Genomic DNA, 24364 nt, shown 5'->3' with positions numbered 1-24364 from the left:
GGCACATCAGCGGCACGACGCCGCAGCGCCGCAGAACGGCCCAGGCGCACGACGCCGCAGCGCCGCAGGACGGCTCAGGCGCCGTCGGTCCCGCCGGAGCCGAGCTCACCGAGCGCCCGGCGCAGCCGCGCCTCGGCGTCGTCGTCGGCGGCCGTCGCGGACGCGGAGGCGTTCGCCTCGGTGACCGCGCGCACGACCTCCTCGCGCTGGATCTTCACGCCGCGGGGCGCGTCGATGCCGATGCGGACGCCGTCCCCGCGGCTGTCGAGCACCGTGATGACGATGTCGTCACCGACGAGGATCCGCTCGCCGACCTTCCGCGTGAGTACCAGCACTCCCTCAGCCTAGCGACACCACGGGCACGCCCAGCAGGTGGACCGACTCCGGCGTGGCGGTCTCCCCCGCCCCGATGGCGACGACACCGGCGACGGCGACCCGCGCGGCGACGGCGGACAGCATCGCCGCGGAGTCGCTCGGCTTCCGTCCGACGTCGACGACGACCCACACCTGGTCCGGGGCCAGACCCTCGACGGTCGCGGCGTCGTCCCACGCCGCGACGGCGAGGAGCGCTCGGCCGTCGCGGACGCCCTCCGCCCGGGCGAGGATCCCGGAGCGCCGGTCCGCGGCGTCCGTCGCCCGCAGGGCGTGGCGGGTGGCGAAGATGCCGGCGGCCGCGTCGACGTCGTTGGGGCGTCCGACGAGCAGGACGAGGTCGCCGTCGGCGGACCGCACCGGCGGGACGGGCCCCACCGGGGCCTGCGGGGCCGCCGCGCGTCCACCGGCGCTCACGTCGAACGGGTGCTCCGCGCCTCCCGGCAGGAGCGTGTCCTGGAGGCGCGTCACGGCGTCCGTCCGCGCGCTCGCTCCGACCGCGGGTGCGGTCGGGCGCGGCGCGCTCTCCGTGAGCCCGTCCGCGACGAACCCGTCGAGCACCGACGCGAACGCGTCGGCCCGCGTCGTCGCGGTGCCGTCGCCACCGGCGATGCGCGCCTCGGCGGCCTCGGCGTCGGCGAGGAGCGCGGCGATGCCGACCCGCTTGCCGGCGCCGTCGGCGATGGCGACGCGCGCGGTCGGTACCTCGTCGGGGGCGGGCACCTCGACGGTCGCCTCGACGTGCGCCTTGCGGAACAGGCCACCGATGCCGCCGGTGGTGACGCGTTCGGCAGCCACGATCCGTGCGCCCGCGCCGAACTCGGCCCGGACGGCGTCGCGGACCTCGTCGAGCGTGGCGCCGTTACGCTGCAATCGGGTCGGCGGCACGGACCACTCCCACGGTCTCGATGGTGGACCCCGCGGCGGTGGCCTCCTGGTAGGAGAGCACGGGCAGGCCGTTCGACTGCGCCGACACCATGCGGTGCACGGCGGGGCGGAGCTGCGGTGCGCAGACGAGCACCGCGGAGATCCCCTGGTCCTCCACCGACCGGACGGCGTCGCGCAGCGAGCCGAGGACCTGCTCGATGCGGTGCGCGTCGAGCACGATCTGGGTGCCCTGCTCGGACGGTCGGAGGCCCTCGAGCATCGACTGCTCGAGCAGCGGGTCGATCATGATGACCCGCAGGGTGCCGGCGTCGAGGTGGCGCGCCGGCAGCGCCGGGCCGAGCGACGCACGGGCGGCCTCGACGAGCCCTTCCGGGTCGGTGGACACCTTCGCGCGGAGCGTGAGCGCCTCGCAGATGCGTCCGAGGTCGTTGATCGGGACCCGTTCGGCGAGCAGCCCCTGCAGCACCCGCTGGAGCTCGGCGAGGGACAGCATGCCGGGCACGAGCTCCTCGACGGCGGCCGGGTTCACCTGCTTGACGCCCTCGGTGAGCACCTTGACGTCCTCACGCGTGAGGAGACGTGCGGCGTTGTCGCCGATGATCGCCTGCAGGTGGGTGACGAGGACGGAGACCCGGTCGATGACGGTGGCGCCCGTCATCTCGGCCGCGTGCCGGAGCTCGGCGGGCACCCACTTGCCGGCGAGGCCGAACACCGGTTCGACGGTCGACTCGCCGGGGAGCCCCTCGAGGTGGTCGCCGAGCGCGAGGACGCTCCGCGACGGCGCCGTGCCGCGGCCGGCCTCGACCCCGGCGATCCGGATGGCGTAGGTCGACGGCGGCAGCTCGATGCTGTCGCGCGTGCGGACGGGCGGCACGACGACGCCCATGTCGACGGCGATCTTCCGGCGGAGGGCACGGACCCGGCCGAGCAGGTCGTCGGACGAGCCGGACACCATGTCGACGAGGTCGGGTGCGAGCAGGATCTCGAGCGCGTGGACGCGCATCTGCTCGATGAGGTCCTCGGGGGTGTCGGCACTCGGTGCGGCGGCAGCGAGTGCTTCCTGCTCCGCCGCGGTCCGTTCGGCGCGCGCCGCGTTCTGGCCGATGCGCCACCCGGTGAACAGGAGGGTCGCGCCGACGAGCAGGAACGGCAGGATCGGCATGCCCGGGATGAAGCCCATCGCGATCGCGGCGACCCCGGCGATCAGGAGCGCGTTCTTCGACTGCCCGAGCTGGTTCGCCGCGGACGAGCCCATCTCGGACTCGGCGCCCGACCGGGTCACGATCATGCCCGTGGACACCGCCATCAGCAGCGCCGGGATCTGCGTGACGAGGCCGTCGCCGATCGTCAGGATGCCGTACTTCGACAGCGCGTCCGTGACGGAGAGGCCGTTCTGCACCATCCCGATCGCGATGCCACCGACGAGGTTGATGACGATGATGAGGATGCCCGCGATCGCGTCCCCCTTCACGAACTTCGACGCACCGTCCATCGCTCCGTAGAAGTCGGCCTCGGCGGACACCGCCGCACGGCGTTCCTTGGCCTGCTCGTCGGTGATGAGACCGGCGTTGAGGTCGGCGTCGATCGCCATCTGCTTGCCGGGCATCGCGTCGAGGGTGAAGCGGGCGCCGACCTCGGCGACCCGCTCGGCGCCCTTCGTCACGACGACGAACTGGATGACGATGAGGATGAGGAAGATGACGGCGCCGATGATGATCGACCCGGAGACGGCGACGTGGCCGAACGCCTGGATGACGTCGCCCGCGAAGCCCTCGCCGAGCACGAGCCGGGTCGACGCCACGTTGAGGCCGAGCCGGAAGAGCGTGGCGACGAGCAGCAGCGACGGGAACACCGAGAAGTCGAGCGGCTTCTTGACGAACAGCGTCGTCAGGAGGATCACCAGCGCCAGCAGGATGTTGCAGATGATCAGGAAGTCGAGCAGGAACGACGGCACCGGCAGGATCAGCAGCAGGATGATGCCGACGATGAAGACCGGGACGGCGAGCTTCGGCAGGTCCTTGCGGTTCATGCGGGGACTCCCTGGGTGGGTGCGGACGGTGTGGACGGTGTGGGCGCCGGTCGGGGCGTGCGGAGCTTCCGCGGTCGGAGGTCCCCGCTGAGCGTGGCCGGGTCGATGACCGCGGCGACCTCGTCCGGCGTGGTCGGCCGGGGTGGTGCGTGGGTCCCGGCGGCGGCACCCCGGGCCTGCAGCGCCATCACGAAGGACAGCACCCGGGCGACGGGCGAGTAGAGGTCGACGGGGACCTCCTGCCCGAGCTCGCACGCGGCGTGCAGGGCGCGGGTGAGGGGCACGTCGCGGACGATCGGCACGCGTTCCTCCTCGGCCTTCGCGCGGATGACGTCGGCGACCGGCCCGGCCCCCTTCGCCACGACGCGCGGCGCGCTCTTGCCTGGTTCGTACTTGAGCGCGACGGCGTAGTGGGTCGGGTTCGTCATCACGACGTCGGCGGTGCCGATGGCCTGCACCATGCGGTTGCGGCTCATCGCGAGCTGGCGGGACCGGCGCTGGGACTTCACGAGCGGGTCGCCCTCGCTGTGCTTGTTCTCGTCCTTGACCTCGCGCTTGGTCATCATGGTGCGCTTGCGGTTGCGACGGACGACGACGAACACGTCGAGCGCCGCGAGGACCAGACCGGCCGCGATGGCGGCGCGCATCAGCGTGCCGGTCCCCTCGGCCGCCGCGTCGAGCACGGCCGACAACGGCAGCGAACCGCTCGTCATCAGCACCGGGACGAGCGCCTGCACCGCGAACCAGAGCACGAGGCCGACGACCGCGGTCTTCAGGAGCGCCTTGGCGCCGTTCCACAGGGCCTGCGTGCCGAAGACGCGCTTGAGGCCTGCCACCGGGTCGAAGTGGTCCGGCTGCGGGGTGAGCTTGCGGACGTGCACGCCGCCCTGCGCGACCGCGGCGGCGACGACGGCGACGAGCACGACGCCGAGCATCGGGCCGAGGGTGGCCCCGATCGAGCCGAGTGCGTCGTGGAACACCCCGTTCATCGTGCCGATCGTGGGGTCGGCGATGACCCGCTGCACCGCGCGCAGCTGCTCCGACCCGGCTGCGGCGGCGTTCCCGATCGCGGCCGGCATCATCACCGCGGCGGCGGCGATGCCGATCCACGCGCCGAGGTCCTGCGACCGACCGATCTGGCCCTTCTGGTGGACCTCCCGCATCCGCTTCTGGGTGGCCCGTTCCGAGCGTTCCCCGCTGTCCGACACGTCGTCACCCCCGTCCCGTGATCGCGTTCACCGCGTCGCCGGTGAGCGACGACACGACGGACGGCAGCGCCATGAACAGCGCGCCGGCGAAGACGACGGTCAGGCCGATCTTGATCGGGAACCCCATCTGGAAGGCGTTCAGGGCCGGGGCGACGCGGGTCAGGAGGCCCAGCCCGACGTCGGCGAGGAAGAGCACCACGACGAGCGGCCCCGCGATCTGCAGCGTCGCGAGGAACATCTGGGACAGGGCGGTGACGAGGAGCGCGGCCATGCCGCTCAGCTCGAACGTTCCGGTCAGGGGGACGGCGTCGAACGACCGCACGAGTCCCCCGACGATGAGCTGGTAGCCGCCCGACGCGAAGAGCAGCGCGAGCGCGGCCATCTGGAACAGGCGGGTGAACTGCGCGCCGTTGACCTGCGACTGCGGGTCGTACGCCTGTGCCAGGGTGAAGCCGCCGAACAGGTCGATGAGCGCGCCCGCGGACTGCACCGCCGCGAACACCAGGAACACCAGGAACCCGAGGGCGAGGCCGACGACGAGCTGGGTGACCAGGGCGAGGAGGAACGGCCCGGTGTCGAGCTGGTGGTAGCCCACGGCGACCTTCGGGGCGACGCCGATCGCGAGCCCGATGCCGAGGATGACCTTCACGGTGCCCGGGAAGGCACGGTAGGAGAACGGCGGCGCGATGACGAAGAACGCGACGAGCCGCACGCCGGCGAGCATCGTCGCCTCGAGGCGGTCCCCGTCGATCACGAGGTCCATCAGCCGGCCCCGAGGAGCTTCGGGATCATGTCGAACGCCGCGTGCGTGAACCCGATCATCTCCGAGATCATCCAGTTGCCGCAGACGACCAGGGCGATCGCGACGGCCACGGCCTTCGGGACGAAGGACAGCGTCACCTCCTGGATCTGCGTGACGGACTGGAAGAGCGAGATCGCGAAGCCGACCACGAGCGAGGTCACGAGGACGGGGGCCGCGAGCTTCGCGGACACGAGGAGTGCCTGCAGCACGAGGTCGATGACGGCCTGCTGGTTCACCGGGGACCCCCTGACGAGACGGCGCTAGACAACGTGGTAGCTCTCGATGAGCGACTTGATGATGAGGCCCCACCCGTCGACGAGGACGAACAGCAGGATCTTGAACGGCAGCGAGATCATCACCGGCGGGAGCATCATCATGCCCATCGACATGAGCGCCGCGGAGACGACGAGGTCGATGACGAGGAACGGGATGAAGATGACGAACCCGATGATGAACGCGCTTCGCAGCTCGGAGATCACGAAGGCCGGGATCACCGTGGTCATCGGCACGTCCGCCATCGACCGCGGGTTGTCCTGCCCGGCGGCCCGGGTGATGAGCGCGACGTCCTCCTGACGGGTCTGGTGCAGCATGAACGTCCGCAGCGGCTTCGTGCCGACCTCGACGGCCTTCGCGAAGTCGATGTGGCCCGCGAGGTACGGCTGCAGCGCGTCGTCGTTGATGTGCCCGAGCACGGGCGCCATCACGAACAGCGACAGGAAGAGCGCGAGGCCGGCGATCACCTGGTTCGGCGGGATCGACTGCAGCCCGAGCGCGTTCCGGGTCATCGCGAGGACGACGAAGATCTTCGTGAACGACGTCATCATGAGCAGGAGCGCCGGCGCCACGCTGAGGAGCGTGATGCCGATCAGCGTGACGACGGCGGAGGACGGGGTGCCGTCCGGGCCGTTCACGCTGACGCTGAAGTCGCCGTTCGCCGGGGCGGTCGGTGTGGTGGGTGCGGTCGGTTCGACGACCCCGGCCGCGTGGGCGCCGGTCGCGGTGAGCATGAGGAACCCGGCGACGATGGTCACCCCGAGCAGGACGAGGGCGAGGACGCGTCCGAGGCGTGCCGCGGTCACCCGGCCCGCCGGTTCCGGAGCGCCGCGGCGGCCTGCCGCCAGGTGTCGGCGGCCAGGATCGATCCCTGCAGCTGCGCCGAGGTGGGCACGACGGTGCGGTGCGTCCGTCGGTTCCGCGGGCGCATGGGCAGCGGCTCCGCCGCGGCGTCCGGGAGGCGCGGCTCGGCTGCCGTCTGCTGCGCGAGTTCCTGACGGAACTGCTCGGCCGACGCGGGTCGCGCCGGCAGCTGGACGGGCCCGGTCACGATGGTCAGCTCGGGGGCGGGTGCCTGCCCGCTGGTGAGGAGTGCGACGCCGTGTTCCGAGACGCCCAGCACGAGACGCTCCCCCTCGACGTCGACCACGACGACGCTCGCCTTGCCGCCGATGCCCTGACGAGCGACGACCTCGACCGAGGCCGACCGGCGGCCCCGGGTCTTCCCCGCGCCGAACTGGCCCTTCGCCATGCGTCGGTGCAGCACCCACATGAGGGCGAGCACGACGCCGAGCGAGAGCGCGACGCGGAGGGCGATGACGAGCGTGTCCACGGCGGTGCTCAGACGGATTCGGCGACGTCGAGGATCTTCGTGATCCGCACCGCGTAGTCCTGGTCGACGACGACGACCTCGCCGTGGGCGATGAGGCGGCCGTTCAGGAGCACGTCGGCCGGGGCGCCCGCGCTGCGGTCGAGCTCGACGACGGCGCCAGGCTCCATGCCGAGGACGTCGCGGACCGACATCCGGGTGCGGCCGATCTCGACCGTGAGGGTCATCTCGACGTTGTTGATGCGGCCGAGGTTGCCGGTCGGGATCGACACGGTCGGCGCGGCGGGCGCGGACACGGTGCCGTTCTCGCGGACGCGCAGTGCGAACCAGCCGCCGGGGACGCCGCCGGCGGTCAGCTCGAACACCACCGTGTCGGGGTCGGCGAGGAGCGCCGACGCCGACTCGCGGCGGGCGTCGCCGAGGACCCCGACGCCGAGGACGCCCGCAGCCGCCTCGAGGGAGGGGCGCAGCACGTCGGTGACGTCGACGAGCCCGTGCTCGGTGCCACCGGCGGCCGCGACGGCCGCGAGGTCGGTCAGCACGAGCACCAGGTCGGCCGACAGGCCGCCGACGAAGGACGCGACCACGGCGTCACCGGCCGCTTCGAGGGCGACGGGGGTCGCGCCTCCCGGCTGCAGCACCGCTGCCAGCGGTGCCGCCGTCGGGAGCTGCGCGACGAGGGCCTCCGCCGCCTGCGTGTGGAGGGTGGTGGTGACGGTCATGCGCTGGGCTCCGATGTGGTGGTGACGACGATGCCGGCGAGGCGCGAGCCGTTCGCGCCGACCGCGGCCGTGCCGACGGGCTCGCCGTCGACCGTGATGGTGAGGGGACGGTGCTGCGGGTGCGGCAGCGGCAGGACGTCGCCGACGGCGAGCCGGAGCACCTGGGACGGCAGGACCGGCGCCGAGGCGAAGCGCAGGCTGACACCGACCGGGACACCGGCGAGCTGCGCGTCGAGGAGGGCGCGCGCGTCGGCGGGCGTGACGTGGGCTGCGGCCTCGCCGAGCTGGGGCAGCACGGCCTCGGCGGGGAGCGCGAGCGTGCCCGGTGCGACCCGGTCGCCGACGCGGATCGTGAACGAGGCCACGATCATCAGGTCGCCCTTCTGGGCCGCCTGGGCGAACTGCGAGTTGAACTGGAACCCGCCGGCCGTCACGTCGTGCGCGAGCAGGCCGCCGAACGAGTAGCGGAGGTCGTCCAGCGCGTCCTCGACGATGCGGCGCACGAGCGCCTGCTCGATCGGCGTGAACGTGCGGTCAGGCGTCGGCAGGGGCTTCGACGCGCCGAGCGCGTGCGAGACCCAGGTGAGCGCCGCGTCGAGCGGGACCTGCAGCACGCCCTTCGGGGCCATGTCGACGATGGGCAGCAGGACCATGCCGGTGAGCGCGGGCAGCGACGCGGCGTACTCGTCGTACGTCGTCATCTGGACCTGCTCGCTGGTGACCTGGCTCACCGCGCGGACCTTGGCGGTCAGCTGGGTGCCCCACTGGCGGGCGAAGGTCTCGAAGGCGAGCTCCAGGACCCTGGCGTGCTCGCGGGCGAGCGTCGACGGGCGCGCGAAGTCGTACACCTCGGGCGCGGGCAGGGTCTCGGTCACGGGTGCGTCTATCGGTCCGCTGTGGACCTCCCGTCAGTGCTGTACCCCGGAGTGGGGTGGCGTTGCCGCTACCCGGAACGCGCTCCGTCCTGCGCCTTCGCGAGCGCGGGCATGAGGGCGCTGACGTCCTGGTCCTGGTTCGAGAGGACGACGATGTCGACCCGGCGGTTCAGCGTGAGGTCGGCGTCCGTCCCGCCCTTGGCGAGCGGTCGGCTCGACCCGAACCCGACGCTCTGCACGTGGTCGCCCGGCATCCCGCCACGTTCGACCAGGTCCCGCAGCACGCCGGTCGCCCGCGCCGCGCTGAGCTCCCAGTTCGTCGCGTACGGTGCCGTCGAGTTCCGCTGGTCGGCGTGGCCCTCGACGCTGACGTCGTGGGCGGAGGTCCTGAGCACCGGGGCGATCGCGTCCATGATCCGCTTCGCCTGGTCGGACAGGTCCGCGCTGTTCGTCGTGAAGTACGTCTCGCTGCCGACGAGCCGCACCGTCAGCCCGCGGGCGTCGACGGTGAACTGCACGTTCGCGGTCTGACCGGCCTTCGCCAGGTTGCCCTTGATCGCCGCCTCGAGCGCCCGGAGGTCGTCGAGCTCCTGCTGCGCCGCCTCGACGTCGGCCTTCGTCGCGGTCGCCGGCACGACGGTCGACGCCGGGTCGACGTTCGTGTCCTTCACGCCCGACGACGCGGTCGAGTGGTCGGCCTGCGACTTGTCCGTCGAGTACCCCGAGCCGTCCTCCACCTGGTCCTTCGTCACGACGGTGCCGGACGCGGTGTCGACCTTCTGCGACTTCACCTCGCCGAACCCGGTGGCGAGCGAGTTCTTCAGCTGGATGTACTTCTGCTGGTCGACCGTCGACATCGCGAAGAGCACGAGGAACATGCACATCAGGACGGTGATCATGTCCATGTACGACGCCATCCAGCGCTCGTCGGGGTGCTCGGCCTCGTCGTGGGACTTCTTCGCACGGCCGCGACCGCGGCCCCGGGGGTTCGCGCTCATCGTCAGGCCGCCAGCTGCTGGTCGTCGACGCCGGCATCGCCCTTGACGGCCTTCGCCTTGCCGCCCTTGGCGTCGCCGCGTGCGGACGGCGGGACCATGGCGGTGAGCCGTTCACCGAGGAGACGCGGCTGGCTGCCGGCCTGTACGGCGAGCAGTCCCTCCATGAGGAGCGTCTGCCGGTCCGCCTCGAGCTGCGCGAGCTTGCGGAGCTTGCCGCCGATCGGCAGCCACATGAAGTTGGCGGTCAGCAGACCCCAGAGGGTCGCGACGAACGCGCTCGCGATGAGCGGCCCGAGCTCGTCCGGCTTGCCGAGGTTCGCGAGCACGTGGGTGAGCGAGACCACGGTGCCGATGATGCCCACCGTCGGGGCGAAGCCGCCGAGACCCATGAAGAACGCGCTCGCACTCCGTACCGGGGCGGCGTTCGACTCGATCTCGTCCTCGAGCAGGATCCGCAGCTCGTCGCCGTCGGTGCCGTCGGCGATGTTCTGCAGGGCCTTCTTCATGAACGGGTCGTCGTGCTTGTCCGCCTCCTGCTCGAGCGCGAGGAGACCGTTGGCGCGGGCCGTCTCGGCGAGCCCCACCACGTCGTCGATGACCGCCTGGGGCGGCGTGACCTTGCCCGTGAACGCCTTCGGGACGGCCTTGAAGCTGGCGATCGCGTCCTTGAGCGTGGTGCTCGCGATGCCGCAGCCGATGGTGGCACCGAAGACCAGGATCATGGGCGCGGGCAGGAAGAGCCCCGCGAGCTCGACGTGCTCCATCTCGACCATGCCGAAGAGGGCGCCGAAGGCGAGCAGGATGCCGATGATCGTCGCGATGTCCATCTCAGCGGCCCCCGTCCTGCGTGCGGGGTGCGCGGTCGGCGGCGCGGTCGGTCGTCGTGCCGTGGATCGGCGCCACGGCCGCGAGGGTCGGCTGCGGCCCGGTCGCGTTGCGCGGCTCGGTGCCGTAGGCCATCGTGACGATCCGGGCGCGGTACGCGGCGATCCGGTCGATGACCTCGTCCATGGACTCGCGCACGATGTACTTCGCGCCGTCGACCATGATGAGCGTCGTGTCCGGCGTCTCCTGGATGCGCTCCACGAGATCGGGATTGACAGCGAATCCGCTGCCGTTCAGTCGTGTGACGACGATCATGGCCCGTCCTGGTTCTCGATCGTCCCGCCGCCGTCCGTGGGGCGGGATGCGGCCCGTCCGTGGGCCTGCACCGAGGACTATCGGCGGGAGCCCGTGACCCGTTAGCAGCGCGTGCCCTGGGCAGCGGCTGCGCGATCGTTGCGTGTGCAACGAGCGACGATGCACCTGTCGAACGCCGACCACGTTGTCGCATCTTGCTCTCGCAACTGTTGCGTGTGCAACGAGCGACGATGCACCTGTCGAACGACGACCACGTTGTCGCACCTTGCTCTCGCAACTGTTGCGTGTGCAACGAGCGACGATGCACCTGTCGAACGACGACCACGTTGTCGCACCTTGCTCTTGCAACTGTTGCGTGTGCAACGAGCGACGATGCACCTGTCGAACGACGACCACGTTGTCGCACGATGCGCCCGCATCCGTCGATCTCGGCACTCGTAGCTGCCGACACAAACTCTCACGCATGATGTATTCCGCGGCCGGGGTACCCGTTCCTGGGTGTTGTCCCCCGAGTTTTATCTCATGAGCGTGTTACGGTGGCGCCATGTCCGACACCACCATCGTCGATACGCCGGCCTCCAGCGCCACGCCGGCACCGCTCCGCGAGGTCGGCGCCCTCATCCGCGGCGCCCGCAAGGGCCGCAGCATGACGCAGGCGCAGCTCGCCGAACGCGTCGGCACCAGCCAGAGCGCCATCAACCGCATCGAGCAGGGCGGGCAGAACCTGTCCCTCGAGATGCTCACCCGGATCAGCGACGCGCTCGACCAGCAGATCGTCTCGATCGGCGGCGCCCCGCAGCGCGCGCACCTCCGCGTGCAGGGCGGCCGGAAGCTCAGCGGCTCCATCGCCGTCAACTCGAGCAAGAACGCCGCCGTCGCCCTGCTCTGCGCCTCGCTCCTGAACCGCGGCGTCACCCGCCTGCACCGGGTCGCGCGCATCGTCGAGGTCGACCGGATCATCGACGTGCTCCGGAGCCTCGGCGCCACCGTCACGTGGTCGGAGGACGGCGAGACGCTCGAGATCGTCGCCCCGTCCGACCTGCACCTGGACGCGATCGACGCCGATGCGGCCCGTCGCACGCGCAGCGTCCTCATGTTCCTCGGCCCGTTGAGCGGTCGGTACGGCTCGTTCCGGCTCCCCTACGCCGGCGGCTGCGACCTCGGTACCAGGACCGTCGAGCCGCACCTCATCGCGCTGCGCCCCTTCGGCGTCGACGTCGAGGCGACGTCCGGCTGGTACGAGGTCGACGTCGCGAACACCGAGGTGCCGACGAAGTCGGTCGTCCTCACCGAGCGCGGCGACACCGTCACCGAGAACGCGATCCTCGCCGCGGCGGCCCGCGACGGCGTGACCACGATCCGCAACGCCAGCCCCAACTACATGGTGCAGGACCTCTGCTTCTTCCTCGAGCTGCTCGGGGTGCAGATCGAGGGGATCGGCTCGACCACCCTCCGCATCACCGGCAAGAGCCGCATCGACGAGGTCGTGGACTACTGGCCGAGCGAGGACCCGGTCGAGGCGATGAGCCTCCTCACGGCGGGCATCGTCACGGCCTCGACGCTCACGGTGACCCGGGCGCCGATCGAGTTCCTCGAGATCGAGCTCGCGACCCTGGCCGAGATGGGCCTGCGCTTCGACGTCACCGAGGAGTACGCCGCCGCGAACGGCCGCACCCGCCTCGTCGACATCACGGTGCACCCGTCCGAGCTGCACGCCCCGATCGACAAGATCCACGCGATGCCGTTCCCCGGGCTGAACATCGACAACCTGCCGTTCTTCGTGGTCATCGCGGCGATGGCCGAGGGCACCACGCTCGTGCACGACTGGGTCTACGAGGGCCGGGCGATCCACCTGCTCGATCTCACCCGACTCGGCGCGAGCGTCACGCTCCGCGACCCGCACCGGCTCGACGTCACCGGCCCGACGCACTTCTCGGGTGCCGAGGTGAGCTGCCCGCCGGCGCTGCGCCCGGCGGTCGTCATCCTGCTGGCGATGCTCGCGGCCAAGGGCGAGAGCGTCCTGCGCAACGTGGGCATCATCGCCCGCGGCTACGAGCAGCTGCAGGAGCGCCTCAACTCGCTCGGCGCGTCGATCGAGACCTTCCACGACTGAGCACCCGCGGGCGACCGCTCGCACCGCGTGACCCGACGGCCCGTCCCCGCACCGGGGCCGGGCCGTCACCCGTTCCGGTCCTCCGCGCGGCGCGTTGCGCCCGCTCGGCACGGCCCGGTGCGGCAGGCCGTGCTCAGGACGTCGCCAGCCGCCCCGTCAGCCCGGCGCGTCGGCGGAGGTCCTGAGCGGCGGCCACGAGTGCACGGGTGCGCGGATGTGTGCCGTCGTCGAACACCCGCTCGGCGGGGGCGAGGTCGACGAGGCGGCCCCCCTCGAAGACCGCGATGCGATCCGCCACCCGGCGGACGACGGCGAGGTCGTGCGAGATGAAGACGCACGTCGTGCCGGTGGTGCGCTGCAGGTCGAGCACGAGGTCGAGGATCCGCGCCTGCACGGACACGTCGAGTGCGGACGTCGGCTCGTCGCAGACGACGAGCGGGACGGGGCCTGCGAACGCGCGCGCGATCGCGACGCGCTGCTTCTGCCCGCCGGACAGCTGTGCGGGGCGACGGTCGAGGACGTCCTGGCCGAGGCCGACACGGGCCGCGAGGTGTTCGGCGGTGCCGTCACCGCCGAGGAGGCGGATCGCGCGGCCGAGCACCTGGCGGACGGTGCGACGCGGGTTCAGCGAGGCGTCGGCGTTCTGGAACACCACCTGGACCGGCGGGGTGTGCTGCTCGCCGTCCGAGCGGAGGTCGATCGTGCCGTCGTACCGGACGAGCCCGGCGAGGGCCCGGCCGAAGGTCGTCTTGCCGGAGCCGGACTCCCCCACGACGCCGAGGACCTCGCCGCGACGGAGGTCGAGGTCGACGCCGTCGAGCGCGGCCCGGCCGTCGTACTCCTTGCGGAGCCCTCGGACCTCGACCAGGACGGCCGGATCGGCGCCCTGCCCTGCCGGTCCGGACGGGCCCGCGGCGGCGCCGTCGGCCGGCTTGCCGACCGTGATGTCGGGCAGGGCTTCGACGAGCCGCACCGTGTACGGGTCCTTCGGTGCGGTGAGCACCCGGGCGGCGCTCCCCTCCTCGACGAGCGCGCCGTGGCGGAGCACCCCGACCCGGTCACAGTGCGCGGCGACGAGCGGCAGGTTGTGGCTGATGAGGAGGGTCGCGAACCCGAGTTCGGCGCGGAGCTCGTCGATGAGCGCCATGATCCCGGCCTCGACCGTCGCATCGAGCCCGGTCGTCGGTTCGTCCAGGACGAGGAGGCGCGGTCGGGCGACGAGCGCCATCGCGATCGCGACACGCTGCTGCTGCCCGCCGGAGAGCTCGTGCGGGTACCGGACACCGATCGTCTCCGGAGCGGGCAGACCGACGCGGGTGAACGCCTCGACCGTCGCACGCTCGGCCTCGGCGCGGCCGGAGCCGGTCGCGCGGAGCACCTCGGCCACCTGGCGACCGACGGTCATGGTCGGGTTGAGCGCGAGACCGGGCTCCTGGTGCACCACCGCCACGACGTCGCGCCGGAACCGCCGGAGCCGTTCGCCGCGGAGTGCGGTCACGTCGGCACCATCGACCTCCAGCCGACCGGCTCGGACCTCGGCGTCCACGCCGAGCGACGCGGTGAGCGAGCCCGCCGCGGTGCTCTTGCCGGAGCCGGACTCGCCGACGAGGCCGTAGGAGCCGCCGGCGTCGATCGAGAACGACACGTCGTCGACGACCCGCACGCCGCGGTACGCGACGGTCAGCCCCTCGACGAGCACGAGCGGTGCCGGTCCGCCGGTCATGCGGTGACCTCCTTGAGGTTGTCCGCGATGAGGTTCGCGGAGACGACGATCGACGCGACCGCGGCGCCGGGGAAGACGACGGTCCACCACGCGGCCTGCAGGAAGGCCCGGTTCGCGGTGATGTCGAGCCCCCAGTCGGCGGCGGGCGGCTGCGCGCCGAGTCCGAGGAACGACAGCGACGCGGTGATGAAGATCGCGGCGCCGAGGCTCAGCACCGCCTGGATCACGAACACGCCGACGACGTTCGGCAGCAGCTCGGTGAGCATCGCGCGGAAGGCGCTCTCACCCTGCAGTCTCGCGGCCTGCACGTAGGACTTCCCCATCTCGACGAGGACGGCGGCCCGGACGATCCGCGCGATGCCGGGGGCGAACAGCACCCCGACGATGAGGATGAGCGCGGGGGTCGAGATGCCGAACGCGCCGACGAGGACGACCAGGAAGATGAGGCTCGGCAGCGCGAGCAGGACGTCGAAGAACCGCATCAGTGCCGTGTCGACCCAGCCGCGGTGGTAGCCCGCGAGCAGTCCGAGCGTCCCGCCGAGGACCGTGGCGAGCGCGGCGCCGAAGGGACCGACGAGCAGGGCCGGACGAGCACCGGCGGCGACGCGGGCGAACACGTCGCGCCCGAGTGGGTCGGTGCCGAACCAGTGTGCCGCGCTCGGTGCCTGGAGCAGCGCGCCGGTCCTCGCGAACGGCTGCAGCCCGAGTGCGTGCCACCCGATAGCGAGCACCACCCACCAGAGCAGGATCACGACGGAGACCAGGAACGTGGGGCGACGGAGCAGCGCTCGCGCGCCGCGGCGGGACACCGGTCCGGAGACGACGGCGGCCGGTTCGACGGCGGAGCGCGGCTCGGTGTCGAGGGCGCCGGGGACGACGGCGGTCATGCGGTGACGCTCCGTTCGTATCGGATGCGGGGATCGACGACGACGAAGAGCAGGTCGGTGAGGAGCAGCGCGCCGAGGGAGAGCGCACCGGCGAGCATCACCCCGCTCTCCAGGAGCAGCGCGTCCTTCCGCTCGGCGGCGGACACCAGCAGGGCGCCGAGCCCCGGGTACGAGAAGAGCGTCTCGACGATGACGCTGCCCCCGAGCAGGGTGCCGAGGTAGATCCCGAGCACCGAGAACGTCGGGATGAGGGCGTTCCGGACGACGTGCCGCCGGACGATCTGCCCGGTGGTGAGTCCCTTGAGCACGGCGGTCCGGTGGAACTGCGACCGGATCGTCTCGATCGTGCCCGCCCTCACCATCCGGGTGAGCACCGCGAGGTAGGCCAGAGCGAGGACCACTGCGGGCAGGGTCAGGACCCTGATCCGCTCGCCGAAGCCGGCCTCGAGCGCGCCGGAGGCCTGTACGGGGACGACCCGCAGCCAGACGGCGAACACCAGGAGCAGCACGATCCCGACGACGAACTCGGGGACCGCCGAGACGGTGAGGAGCCCCACCGTGATCGCCCGATCGGACCGCTTGCCCTGCCGGTAGGCCTGGACGGCGCCGAGCGCGAGGGCGACCGGCACCATGATGACGAAGGCGTACGCGCCGAGCAGGAGCGAGTTGCCGAGCCGGCCGAGGACGAGGTCACGGACGGGTTCCGAGTACACGAAGCTCGTGCCCCAGTCACCCGTGACGAACCCGCCGATCCAGTGCAGGTACCGGCCGACGAGGGACCCGTCGAGCCCGTGCTCGGTGTTCCAGGCCCGCACCTGCGCCGCCGTCGCGTACTGGCCCAGGGCGTTCCGACCGGGGTCTCCGGGCACGACCTGGACGAGCCAGAAGGTGAGGACGGAGACCACGACCAGGACGAGCGGGATCTGGACGACCCGCTGTCCGACGAGGGCCAGCAGTCGACGGCGGCGCGCGGTGCTCATGACGAGGTGACTCCGATCCCGCGGAAGTCGAACCCGCCGGGGAAGTCCTGCCCGGAGCGGAAGGTGCCGGTGACACGTTCCTGCAGCAGGATCTTGCTCGACGCGAACGCGGGCACGATGACCGGCAGGTCCGTGTACTCGATCTCGCCGATCGTGTTCGCGATGCCCTGGCGCTCGGACTGCGAGGTGGTGGACTCGTACTGGTCGACGAGGGTCTCGAGCTCCGGGTTCGAGTACTTCGAGGCGTTCCAGGCGGCGCCCTCGCGGTAGATGAGGTCGACGAACTGGGCCGGCAGTCGCTGCGCCCAGTTCGTGATCGTCACCGGGGCGTTCAGCCACGGGGTGTCGTCCCCGTCCGCGTAGTACTGCGCGCTCGTGAGCACCTTGAGGGAGACGTCGAACCCGCCGACCGCCTCGAGCTGCTGCTGGACGACCTGCGCCAGCGCCTTCTCGGAGTCCAGCGTCGTGATCTCGAACGAGACCGTCTTCCCGCCGAGCAGGTCCTTCACCTTCGCCGCGTCCTGCGAGCGCTGCGCGAGGCCCTCCGGCTGGATCGCCGAGCTCGGGAAGAACGTGGTGTCGTTGCCGACCGACGCGTCGCCGCCGTAGACGGTCTTGACGATCTCCTTGCGGTCGAGGGCGAGCGCGAACGCCTCACGGACCTCCGGGTCGTCGAACGGGGCCTTCGTGACGTCGAGGAAGATGCCGTCGAACTTGTTGTAGTACGGCTTGGTCTCCTTGTGCGGGGTGCCCTTCAGGGTCGCGGTCGCCGTCGGGGTCGAGGGGAGCTGGTCGATCTCGCCGCTCTGGAAGGCGAGGAGCTGGGCCTGCTCGTCGGCGTAGAACTTCACGTCGAGCTTCGCGAGGTCCACGTCCTTCGCATCCCAGTACTTCGGGTTCTTCGTGAAGGTCGCACCCTGGCCGGCGGAGTACTTCGTGAGCACGAACTGGCCGGCACCGACGGGCTTCTTCGCCCAGTTCGTCGAGGCGGAGAACCCGGCGGGCTGGATCGTGGTGTTGGATCCGGTCAGCAGGTACGGGAAGTCGGCGTAGGGCTTCGCGAGGGTGAAGACCACCGAGGAGTCCCCGTCGGCGGCGACCGACCGCAGGATGCCGTCGAAGCTCGACTTGCCGGGCGACTGGCTGTCCTTCCCGGTGATGGAGTCGAACGTGGCGACGACGTCCTTGCTCGTCAGGGCGGCGCCGTCGGAGAACTCGAGGCCGTGGCGGAGCGTCACGGTCCAGGCCCGCCCGTCGGCGGAGGGCTTCCACGACTCGGCGAGCCGGCCCTCGAGCTTCCCGGTCGCGTCCTGGCTGAGGAGCCCCTCGGACGCGAGTCCGATCAGGTACATGGCGTTGAAGTCGGAGGTGGTGAGCGGGTTGATCGTGCTGTCGGGCTCCTGGAGACCGAGCGAGTAGGTCCCGGCGTCCGAGGAGGAGCCGGGCGAGGCGTTGCCGGCGGACGAGCACGCGGCGAGTGCGAGGGCGAGGGCGGATGCGGCGGCGGCGAGGGCGAGGCGCTTGAGGCGACGCCGTCGCGACGTGAGGTCGACGGTCACGGTGGACTCCAGGGGGGATCGAGTGGTGGGAAGGGCTGGACGAGCGGGGGATCAGCGGTGCGCCCGGTCCGGCACACGCGGGTGTCCGAACCGTTCACGCAGGGTGAGGTCGTCGTACGAGGTCGCTGTCCGGCCACGGCGTTGCAGCTCGGGGACGACGTGGTCGACGAAGCGGTCGATGCCGCCGGGCAGGTACGGGAACTGCACGACGAACCCGTCGGCTCCCCCGTCGTCGGCGAGTTCCTCGAGTCGGTCGGTGATCTCCGGACCGGTGCCGGTGAGCAGCTGTCGGCGGTAGGTCCAGGAGTAGACGTCCCGTGGCGTGGCCGGGCCCTCGGCGAGGAGCCGCTGCACGACCGGCTTCGGGGAGCGTGTCTCGTTCGACGTGTCGAACTCCTCCGCGAAGTCGAACGGGGTGTCGACGTCGCGTCCGGAGAGGTCCTGGCCGATCTGGTGCGACACGTCCTCGAGGATGAGGGCGTCGGGTGTGAGCGCGAGGATCGCGTCCGCCTCGGCACGGGCCTCGGCCGCGGTCTCCCCCACGACGGGCATCACCGACGGCATGATCTTCACGGCGTCGTCCGACCGGCCGTGTCGGACCGCACGGGCACGGAGGTCGTCGACGAACGCGCGGACGTCGCTCGGGGACCCGCCGCGGGTGAAGACGGCGTCGGCGGTGTCCGCCGCGAGCTCGAGTCCGGACTCGGAGCCGCCGGCCTGGAACAGCAGCGGGTGCCCCTGCGGTGGGCGGGCGATGTTGAGCGGCCCGCGGACGCGGAAGAACTCGCCCTCGTGGTCGAGGCGGTGCAGCCCGTCCCGATCGGCGAAGATCCCCGAGGCGGCATCGGCGCGGATGGCGTCGTCGTCCCAGCTGTCGAGCAGCCCGTTGACGACGTCGACGAACTCGCGTCCGCGCTCGTACCGGCGGGAGTGGTCGATGTGCGCGTCGCCGCCGAAGTTCCGCGCCTCTTCGTCGTAGCGGCTCGTGACGAGGTTCCAGGCGGCACGGCCCCGGCTGATGTGGTCGAGCGAGGCGATGCTGCGGGCCACGTGGTACGGCTCGTTGTACGTCGTCGAGACCGTCGCTGCGAGCCCGATCCGCGTGGTCACCTGCGACAGCGCGGCGAGCAGCGTGAAGGGTTCCGGCCGGAGGGCGCCGTAGTGGTCGACGCCGGACGGGTATCGGTCCCAGAAGTACAGCCCGTCAGCCAGGAACAGCGTGTCGAAGACGCCGCGCTCGGCGCTCTGCGCGAAGTGCCGGTGGTGGCCGATGGTCAGGTGCTCGGCGGGGCGGGACGACGGGTGTCGCCACCCGGTGACGTGCGCGCCACCCGGGTGGAAGGCGAACGCGGCGAGCAGGATGCGGCCGTTCACGCGGTCACCTCCGCGGGATCGGATTCGTGGCGGCCCGTCGTGTGGTCGCCTGTTGTCGGCTCGGAGGCGCGGATCGCGTCACCGACGTCGGGCCGCGTGTCGCGCCTCCCGGCCTGGTCGGCGTCCTGACCGAACCCGTCCGCCGGACGGTACCGGCTGGCGGGCCGCTGCAGGCCGAGGTGGTCCCGCAACGTGCTGCCCTGGTACGTGCGGTCGTACACGCCACGGCGCTCCAGCTCCGGCACCACCTGGTCGACGAAGCGGTCGACGCTCACGGGGATCGAGGAGAACGCGAGCATGAACCCGTCCGCCGCGTCCTGCTGGTAGCGCTCGGTGAGGTGGTCGGCGATCTGTTCCGGTGTCCCCGGCAGGAACCGTCGCCGGAGGACCGCGCGGTACACGTCACGGAGGGTGCCTGCGTCGGCCGCGATGCGCCGGACGGACTCGTAGAAGGACTTCGACTGGTTGATCGTCGACTCGTCGAAGGTGTGCTCGAGGGGAGCGTCGAGCGGAGCGTCGGACAGGTCGGTCTGCAGGGCGTGCGAGAGCAGGTCGAGCGAGACCCGGTCCGGCGTGAGCTCCTCGATCTCGTCGAGCTGGCGGAGCGCGTCCGCCTCGGTGTCACCGATGACGGGTGAGACCGCGGGCAGGATGAGGACCGACGACGGGTCGCGACCGGCCTCGACCGCGCGGCGCTTGTAGTCGGCGTAGAGCGTCCGAGACTCGGCGAGGCCGTCCTGCCAGAGCGTGAAGACACCCTCCGCCTTCGCGCCGGCGAGGGCGCGACCGGCCTCGGACGCCCCGGCCTGGAACAGCACGGGGTGCGCCTGCGGCGGCCTGGCGATGTTCAGCGGGCCGCGCACCCGGAAGAACTCGCCCTCGTGGTCGAGGACGTGCAGACCCTCGCGCTTCGCGAAGTACCCGGACTCCTTGTCGTACCGGAAGGCGTCGTCGTCCCAGCTGTCCCAGAGGCCCTGCACGACGTCGACGAACTCGGCGCCCCGGCGGTACCGGACGGCGTGGTCGAGGTTGGCGTCCCGCCCGAAGTTCCACGCTTCTTCGTCGGAGGCGCTCGTCACGAGGTTCCACGCGGCGCGGCCCTCGCTGAGGTGGTCGAGCGAGGCCAGCTTGCGGGCGATGTGGTAGGGCTCGTTGTACGTCGTCGAGATCGTCGCGGCGAGGCCGATGTGCTCGGTCCGCTGCGACAGCGCGCCCAGCAGGGTGAACGGCTCGGTACGGATGTTCACCGCGTGGTCGATGCCGGACGCGAACCGGTCCCAGACGTACAGCTCGTCGGCGATGAAGAGCGTCGCGAACCCACCGCGCTCGAGCGTCTGCGCGAACCGGACGTAGTACTCGATGTCGAGGTAGGCGTCCGGCTCGCTGCCGGGCAGGCGCCAGCTCGTGACGTGCTCGCCGCCCGGGTAGAAGACCATCCCGCCGAGGACGAGGCCGCCGGTGCGGGTCATGCGGACACCGCGGCCCGCTCGCCGGTCGTCGCACGGACCCCCGGCGCGACTGCCTCACCGGAGTGGTCGTGTACGTCGCGGTCGACCTGTGTCATGGAGCACTCCCTCGTCAGTGGAGCGATCACAACACGATCGCCCGACATCCCACGAGCACCCACGTAACGGAGCGTTGCGATGCGTCACACGGCGTAGGAATCGGTCACGGACGGATCTGAGGAGGATCATCCCCGTCCGCCCTCCCGACGGACACCCGCGGCGCGGTGTCAGCCGCGACCGACGAACGGCATGGCGGTGGGCATCACCGTCAGGTTCGGCACGTTCGTGCCGACCGGCATCCCGGCCATGTACGCGACCGCACGGCCGGTCTCGTCGACGTCCATCGTCGGCTCGGCACGGGTCGACCCGTCGGCCTGCAGCGTGCCGTCCGCCGCCCCGGCCCCCATCGTCGTGGCGGCGTTGCCGATGTCGAGCTGACCGCAGGCGATGCCGAAGGCCCGACCGTCCAGCTGGAGCTGCTTCGTCAGACCCGTCACGGCGTGCTTCGCGACCGTGTAGGGCGCCGACAGCGGGCGCGGGGCGTGCGCCGAGATCGAGCCGTTGTTGATGATGCGGCCGCCCTGCGGCGTCTGCGTCCGCATGATTCGGAACGCCTCGCGGGCGCAGAGGAACGAGCCGGTCAGGGTCACGGCCAGCACCTCGTTCCAGGTGTCGAGCGTGATCTCGTCGAGCTGGGTCGCCGGCGCGCCCGTGCCGGCGTTGTTGAACAGCAGGTCGAGCCGGCCGAACCGGTCGAGGGTCTCGGCGAAGAGCCGGCGGACGTCCGCCTCGACCGAGACGTCCGCGACGACGGGCACGATCCGGGCCGAGGCGTCCGCGACCTCGTCGAGGGGTGCACGGCGCCGTCCGGCGACGACGACCGTCCAGCCGTCGGCCGCCAGCGCGAGCGCGGCGGAACGGCCGATGCCGCTGCCGCCTCCGGTCACGACGGCGGTGCGGTGGTCGCGCGCGCGGGCGGAGGTCGTGTCGTCGCTCATGCCGGCACGCTACCGCTGCCGTCCGTTCCCGGGCCCGTCCGTCACGCGCCGCGCCGCCCCGGGGACGGACTGGAGGCGCGGGACGGGTCCGCACCGCGCCTCCCGTCCGTCGCCGGTCGCGACCACCGCCGGGTGCGCGTGTGCACTGTCAGCCAGCGGCGCGTTGACTGGAGTGTCGGTCGAACGAGGAGTGCGTGTGCTGGGACCTGAACTGGTGGTCGTGCTGGGGCTCGCCATCGCCCTGACGGCGGGGATCGCCGACCGCATCCGGGTCGCCCCGCCGGTGCTGCTGCTCGTCTTCGGTGCCGCCCTGGCGTTGGTGCCGGAGTTCGCCGACGTGCAGCTGCCGGCCGACGCCGTGCTGCTGCTGTTCCTCCCCGCGCTCCTGTACTGGGAGAGCCTGACGACGTCGCTGCGCGAGATCCGGAAGAACCTGCGCGGGATCGTGCTGATGGGGACCCTGCTCGTCGTCGTCACGGCCGGCGGCGTCGCCGTGCTCCTGCACCTGCTCGGCCTGCCGTGGGGCCCGGCCTGGGTGCTCGGCGCGGCGGTCGCACCGACGGACGCGACCGCCGTCGGCGTGCTCACCAAGATGCTGCCGCGGCGCAACGTGACGGTGCTGCGCGCGGAGAGCCTGGTGAACGACGGCACCACGCTCGTGGTCTACGGGATCGCCGTCGCCGTGACCGTCGGTACCCAGGAGCTCACCTTCTGGGGCGTCTCCGGAATGCTCGCGTTGTCGTACGTCGGTGGGGTCACTGCCGGGCTGCTGGCGGCCTGGCTCGGCACGCTCGTCCTCCGCCGCGTGGACACGGTGGTGCTCGAGAACCTCGTCACGCTCCTCGTACCGTTCGTCGCGTTCCTCGGCGCCGAGGCGATCGGCGCCTCGGGCGTGCTCGCCGTCGTCGCGGCCGGGATCGTCGTCAGCCAGGTCGGCCCGAAGCTCGACCGCGCCGAGACCCGGCAGCAGGTCCGGTCGTTCTGGTCGTTCCTGACCTTCCTGCTCAACGGCGCGCTCTTCGTCCTGGTCGGCATCGAGGCGATGGTCGCGGCCCGGGCGCTCGACGCGTCCGAACTGCTCCGCGCCACCGGGATCATCGCGGCCGTCGCGGTCGCGCTCGTCGTGGTGCGCTTCGCCTTCCTCAACGCGGCGGGCGGTGCCGTCTGGCTGGTCACGCGGCGGACGGGCGGCGCCCCGCGCGAAGGGCACCGCGACCGCCTGGTGAGCGGCTTCGCGGGCTTCCGTGGTGCCGTGTCGCTCGCGATGGCGGTGGCCGTGCCCCGGACGCTCGAGTCCGGTGCGGCGTTCCCGGACCGCGACCTCATCGTCTTCGTCACCGCCGGGGTGGTCGTCGTGACGATCGTCGGGCAGGCGCTCGTGCTGCCCGCGGTCCTGCGCCGAGCAGCCCTGCCCGAGGACGAGTCCGTCCACGAGGAACGTCGGTACGCCGAGCGGACCGCGATCGAGGAGGCCCTCGCCGCACTCCCCCGGCTCGCCCGCGCCAACGGGGCCGACCGCGCGACCGTCGACCGCGTGCGGAAGGACTACGAGGCGCACCTCGACGTCATCCAGGCGCGCGAGGAGGAGGACGAGGACCACCCGGCCCTGCAGCGGCACGACACCGCCGTCGCGCTCGAACTCGCCCTCGTGCAGCACAAGGCCGCGACGCTGCTCCGACTGCGGGACGCCGACGAGATCGACGACCTGGTGCTCCGGCAGGTGCGTGCCGGGTACGACGCCGAGGAAGCGCGCCTGAACGGCGCGTCCACCGCGTGACGGACGCCGGCGTGGTCGACCTCGACACCGTCCTCCGGACCCTCGTCGGCGTGCTCGTCCTCGTCGCGCTGGCGACGACCGTGCTGCTCCTGGCCCGGGCCCCGTCGCCGTGGGCACCGGCCCGCGCGGTGCTCCGCGGCACGGCGCAGCTCGCACTCATCAGCGTGGTGCTCAGCGGCGTGATCCGGGACCCGCTCTGGATCGCGGCGGCGCTCCTCGTGATGTTCGGCGTGGCCTCGGTCACGGCGAGCCGACGGCTCGGCACCCTGCGGGACCGGTTCCTGCCCGTCGCCCTGGCGATGGTCGCCGGCGTCGTCGGCGCGCTCGGCATCGTCTTCGCCACCGGGGCGATCACGTTCAGCCCGCGGTACGTCCTGGCGATCGGCGGCATCGTGATCGGCAACGCGATGACGAGCGCGACGCTCTCCGGACGGCGGTTCGTGGAACTCGTGGACGACCGCTGGGACGACGTCGAGGGGTGGCTCGCCCTGGGCGCCACCGCTCGGCGCTCCACCGCGGACCTCGTCCGCCGGGCGATCCACGCCGCGATGGTCCCGAGTACGGACCAGACCCGCACGACGGGCCTCGTGACGCTGCCCGGCGCGTTCGTCGGCGCGATCTTCGGCGGGGTCTCCCCCGTCGAGGCGGGGCGCTTCCAGATCGTCGTGCTGGCCGCGATCATCGCCGCCGGCGCCGTCGTCTCCACGACGCTGACCCACCTGCTCGCGCCGGTCCGGACGCGGCCCCTCACCGGGACGGCCGACTGACGGACGGGAGGCGCGGTGCCAGCCGGCACCGCGCCTCCCGTCCG

The 24364-nt window shown here is 71.9% G+C and carries 23 protein-coding genes; 3 read left to right on the top strand and 20 right to left on the bottom strand.

Going from position 1 to position 24364, the window contains the following annotated elements; genetic code table 11:
* Positions 1–74 precede the first annotated feature (74 nt).
* From csrA to AAEP86_RS12405, 13 genes are all read right to left on the bottom strand, one after another.
* Positions 75–335, bottom strand: coding sequence for a carbon storage regulator CsrA (csrA, locus tag AAEP86_RS12465; protein WP_420367654.1), 261 nt, complete (start codon positions 333–335; stop codon positions 75–77).
* A gap of 4 nt (positions 336–339) precedes the next feature.
* Positions 340–1260, bottom strand: a complete 921-nt coding sequence (locus tag AAEP86_RS12460) for a hypothetical protein (RefSeq protein WP_420367653.1) — start codon at positions 1258–1260, stop codon at positions 340–342.
* On the bottom strand, positions 1235–3289 hold the full coding sequence (locus tag AAEP86_RS12455; protein WP_420367652.1) for a flagellar biosynthesis protein FlhA: 2055 nt from the start codon (positions 3287–3289) through the stop codon (positions 1235–1237). The genes AAEP86_RS12460 and AAEP86_RS12455 overlap by 26 nt, the downstream gene beginning before the upstream one ends.
* Positions 3286–4497, bottom strand: coding sequence for an EscU/YscU/HrcU family type III secretion system export apparatus switch protein (locus tag AAEP86_RS12450; protein WP_420367651.1), 1212 nt, complete (start codon positions 4495–4497; stop codon positions 3286–3288). The genes AAEP86_RS12455 and AAEP86_RS12450 overlap by 4 nt, the downstream gene beginning before the upstream one ends.
* 4 nt (positions 4498–4501) lie before the next feature.
* The gene (locus tag AAEP86_RS12445) at positions 4502–5260 is read right to left on the bottom strand and encodes a flagellar biosynthetic protein FliR (protein ID WP_420367650.1); all 759 of its coding nucleotides are present in this window, start codon (positions 5258–5260) and stop codon (positions 4502–4504) included.
* A complete protein-coding gene (gene fliQ, locus AAEP86_RS12440) occupies positions 5260–5535 on the bottom strand; it encodes a flagellar biosynthesis protein FliQ (protein ID WP_420367649.1) in 276 nt (91 codons plus the stop codon). Before fliQ ends, AAEP86_RS12445 begins: the two co-directional genes overlap by 1 nt.
* Positions 5536–5559: 24 nt before the next feature.
* Positions 5560–6306 (bottom strand): flagellar type III secretion system pore protein FliP, encoded by a 747-nt coding sequence (gene fliP / locus AAEP86_RS12435; protein WP_420370479.1) that lies wholly within the window; start codon positions 6304–6306, stop codon positions 5560–5562.
* 68 nt (positions 6307–6374) lie between these two features.
* Positions 6375–6905, bottom strand: a complete 531-nt coding sequence (locus tag AAEP86_RS12430; RefSeq protein ID WP_420367648.1) for a FliO/MopB family protein — start codon at positions 6903–6905, stop codon at positions 6375–6377.
* 8 nt (positions 6906–6913) lie between these two features.
* Positions 6914–7624: a flagellar motor switch protein FliN gene (fliN, locus tag AAEP86_RS12425; RefSeq protein ID WP_420367647.1), complete on the bottom strand. Its 711-nt coding sequence runs from the start codon at positions 7622–7624 to the stop codon at positions 6914–6916.
* A complete protein-coding gene (locus tag AAEP86_RS12420) occupies positions 7621–8499 on the bottom strand; it encodes a flagellar motor switch protein FliM (protein ID WP_420367646.1) in 879 nt (292 codons plus the stop codon). Before AAEP86_RS12420 ends, fliN begins: the two co-directional genes overlap by 4 nt.
* Before the next feature lie 68 nt (positions 8500–8567).
* Complete coding sequence (locus tag AAEP86_RS12415) at positions 8568–9497, bottom strand: OmpA/MotB family protein (RefSeq protein WP_420367645.1); 930 nt, start codon at positions 9495–9497, stop codon at positions 8568–8570.
* 2 nt (positions 9498–9499) lie between these two features.
* Positions 9500–10324, bottom strand: a complete 825-nt coding sequence (locus AAEP86_RS12410; RefSeq protein WP_420367644.1) for a motility protein A — start codon at positions 10322–10324, stop codon at positions 9500–9502.
* A 1-nt stretch (position 10325) separates the two neighbouring features.
* Positions 10326–10637 carry a flagellar FlbD family protein gene (locus tag AAEP86_RS12405; protein ID WP_420367643.1) on the bottom strand — a complete coding sequence of 104 codons (312 nt, stop codon included), beginning with the start codon at positions 10635–10637 and terminating at the stop codon, positions 10326–10328.
* 544 nt (positions 10638–11181) lie between these two features.
* On the opposite strand from AAEP86_RS12405, the gene AAEP86_RS12400 reads away from it, so the two are divergent.
* On the top strand, positions 11182–12750 hold the full coding sequence (locus AAEP86_RS12400) for a helix-turn-helix domain-containing protein (protein WP_420367642.1): 1569 nt from the start codon (positions 11182–11184) through the stop codon (positions 12748–12750).
* A 133-nt stretch (positions 12751–12883) separates the two neighbouring features.
* On the opposite strand, the gene AAEP86_RS12395 is transcribed toward AAEP86_RS12400, so the two are convergent.
* The 7 genes from AAEP86_RS12395 to AAEP86_RS12365 form a co-directional block, all read right to left on the bottom strand.
* Positions 12884–14473, bottom strand: a complete 1590-nt coding sequence (locus AAEP86_RS12395) for an ATP-binding cassette domain-containing protein (protein ID WP_420367641.1) — start codon at positions 14471–14473, stop codon at positions 12884–12886.
* On the bottom strand, positions 14470–15360 hold the full coding sequence (locus AAEP86_RS12390) for an ABC transporter permease (RefSeq protein ID WP_420367640.1): 891 nt from the start codon (positions 15358–15360) through the stop codon (positions 14470–14472). Before AAEP86_RS12390 ends, AAEP86_RS12395 begins: the two co-directional genes overlap by 4 nt.
* A complete protein-coding gene (locus tag AAEP86_RS12385; protein WP_420367639.1) occupies positions 15357–16340 on the bottom strand; it encodes an ABC transporter permease in 984 nt (327 codons plus the stop codon). The genes AAEP86_RS12390 and AAEP86_RS12385 overlap by 4 nt, the downstream gene beginning before the upstream one ends.
* The gene (locus AAEP86_RS12380; protein WP_420367638.1) at positions 16337–17899 is read right to left on the bottom strand and encodes an ABC transporter substrate-binding protein; all 1563 of its coding nucleotides are present in this window, start codon (positions 17897–17899) and stop codon (positions 16337–16339) included. Before AAEP86_RS12380 ends, AAEP86_RS12385 begins: the two co-directional genes overlap by 4 nt.
* A 51-nt stretch (positions 17900–17950) precedes the next feature.
* Positions 17951–19273, bottom strand: a complete 1323-nt coding sequence (locus AAEP86_RS12375) for an NtaA/DmoA family FMN-dependent monooxygenase (RefSeq protein WP_420367637.1) — start codon at positions 19271–19273, stop codon at positions 17951–17953.
* Complete coding sequence (locus tag AAEP86_RS12370; RefSeq protein ID WP_420367636.1) at positions 19270–20742, bottom strand: LLM class flavin-dependent oxidoreductase; 1473 nt, start codon at positions 20740–20742, stop codon at positions 19270–19272. Before AAEP86_RS12370 ends, AAEP86_RS12375 begins: the two co-directional genes overlap by 4 nt.
* Before the next feature lie 263 nt (positions 20743–21005).
* On the bottom strand, positions 21006–21776 hold the full coding sequence (locus AAEP86_RS12365; RefSeq protein WP_420367635.1) for an SDR family oxidoreductase: 771 nt from the start codon (positions 21774–21776) through the stop codon (positions 21006–21008).
* Between the two features lie 196 nt (positions 21777–21972).
* On the opposite strand from AAEP86_RS12365, the gene AAEP86_RS12360 reads away from it, so the two are divergent.
* Both AAEP86_RS12360 and AAEP86_RS12355 read left to right on the top strand, forming a co-directional pair.
* Positions 21973–23553 (top strand): Na+/H+ antiporter, encoded by a 1581-nt coding sequence (locus AAEP86_RS12360; protein WP_420367634.1) that lies wholly within the window; start codon positions 21973–21975, stop codon positions 23551–23553.
* Entirely contained in the window at positions 23550–24320 is a 771-nt protein-coding gene (locus AAEP86_RS12355) for an ABC transporter permease (RefSeq protein WP_420367633.1), read from the top strand. The genes AAEP86_RS12360 and AAEP86_RS12355 overlap by 4 nt, the downstream gene beginning before the upstream one ends.
* Positions 24321–24364 lie beyond the last annotated feature (44 nt).

The organism is Curtobacterium sp. L1-20 (assembly GCF_048755855.1).
GTDB lineage: Bacteria > Actinomycetota > Actinomycetes > Actinomycetales > Microbacteriaceae > Curtobacterium.
Note: the sequence above shows the minus strand (reverse complement) of the source record. Positions and strands in the feature narration are given on the sequence as shown.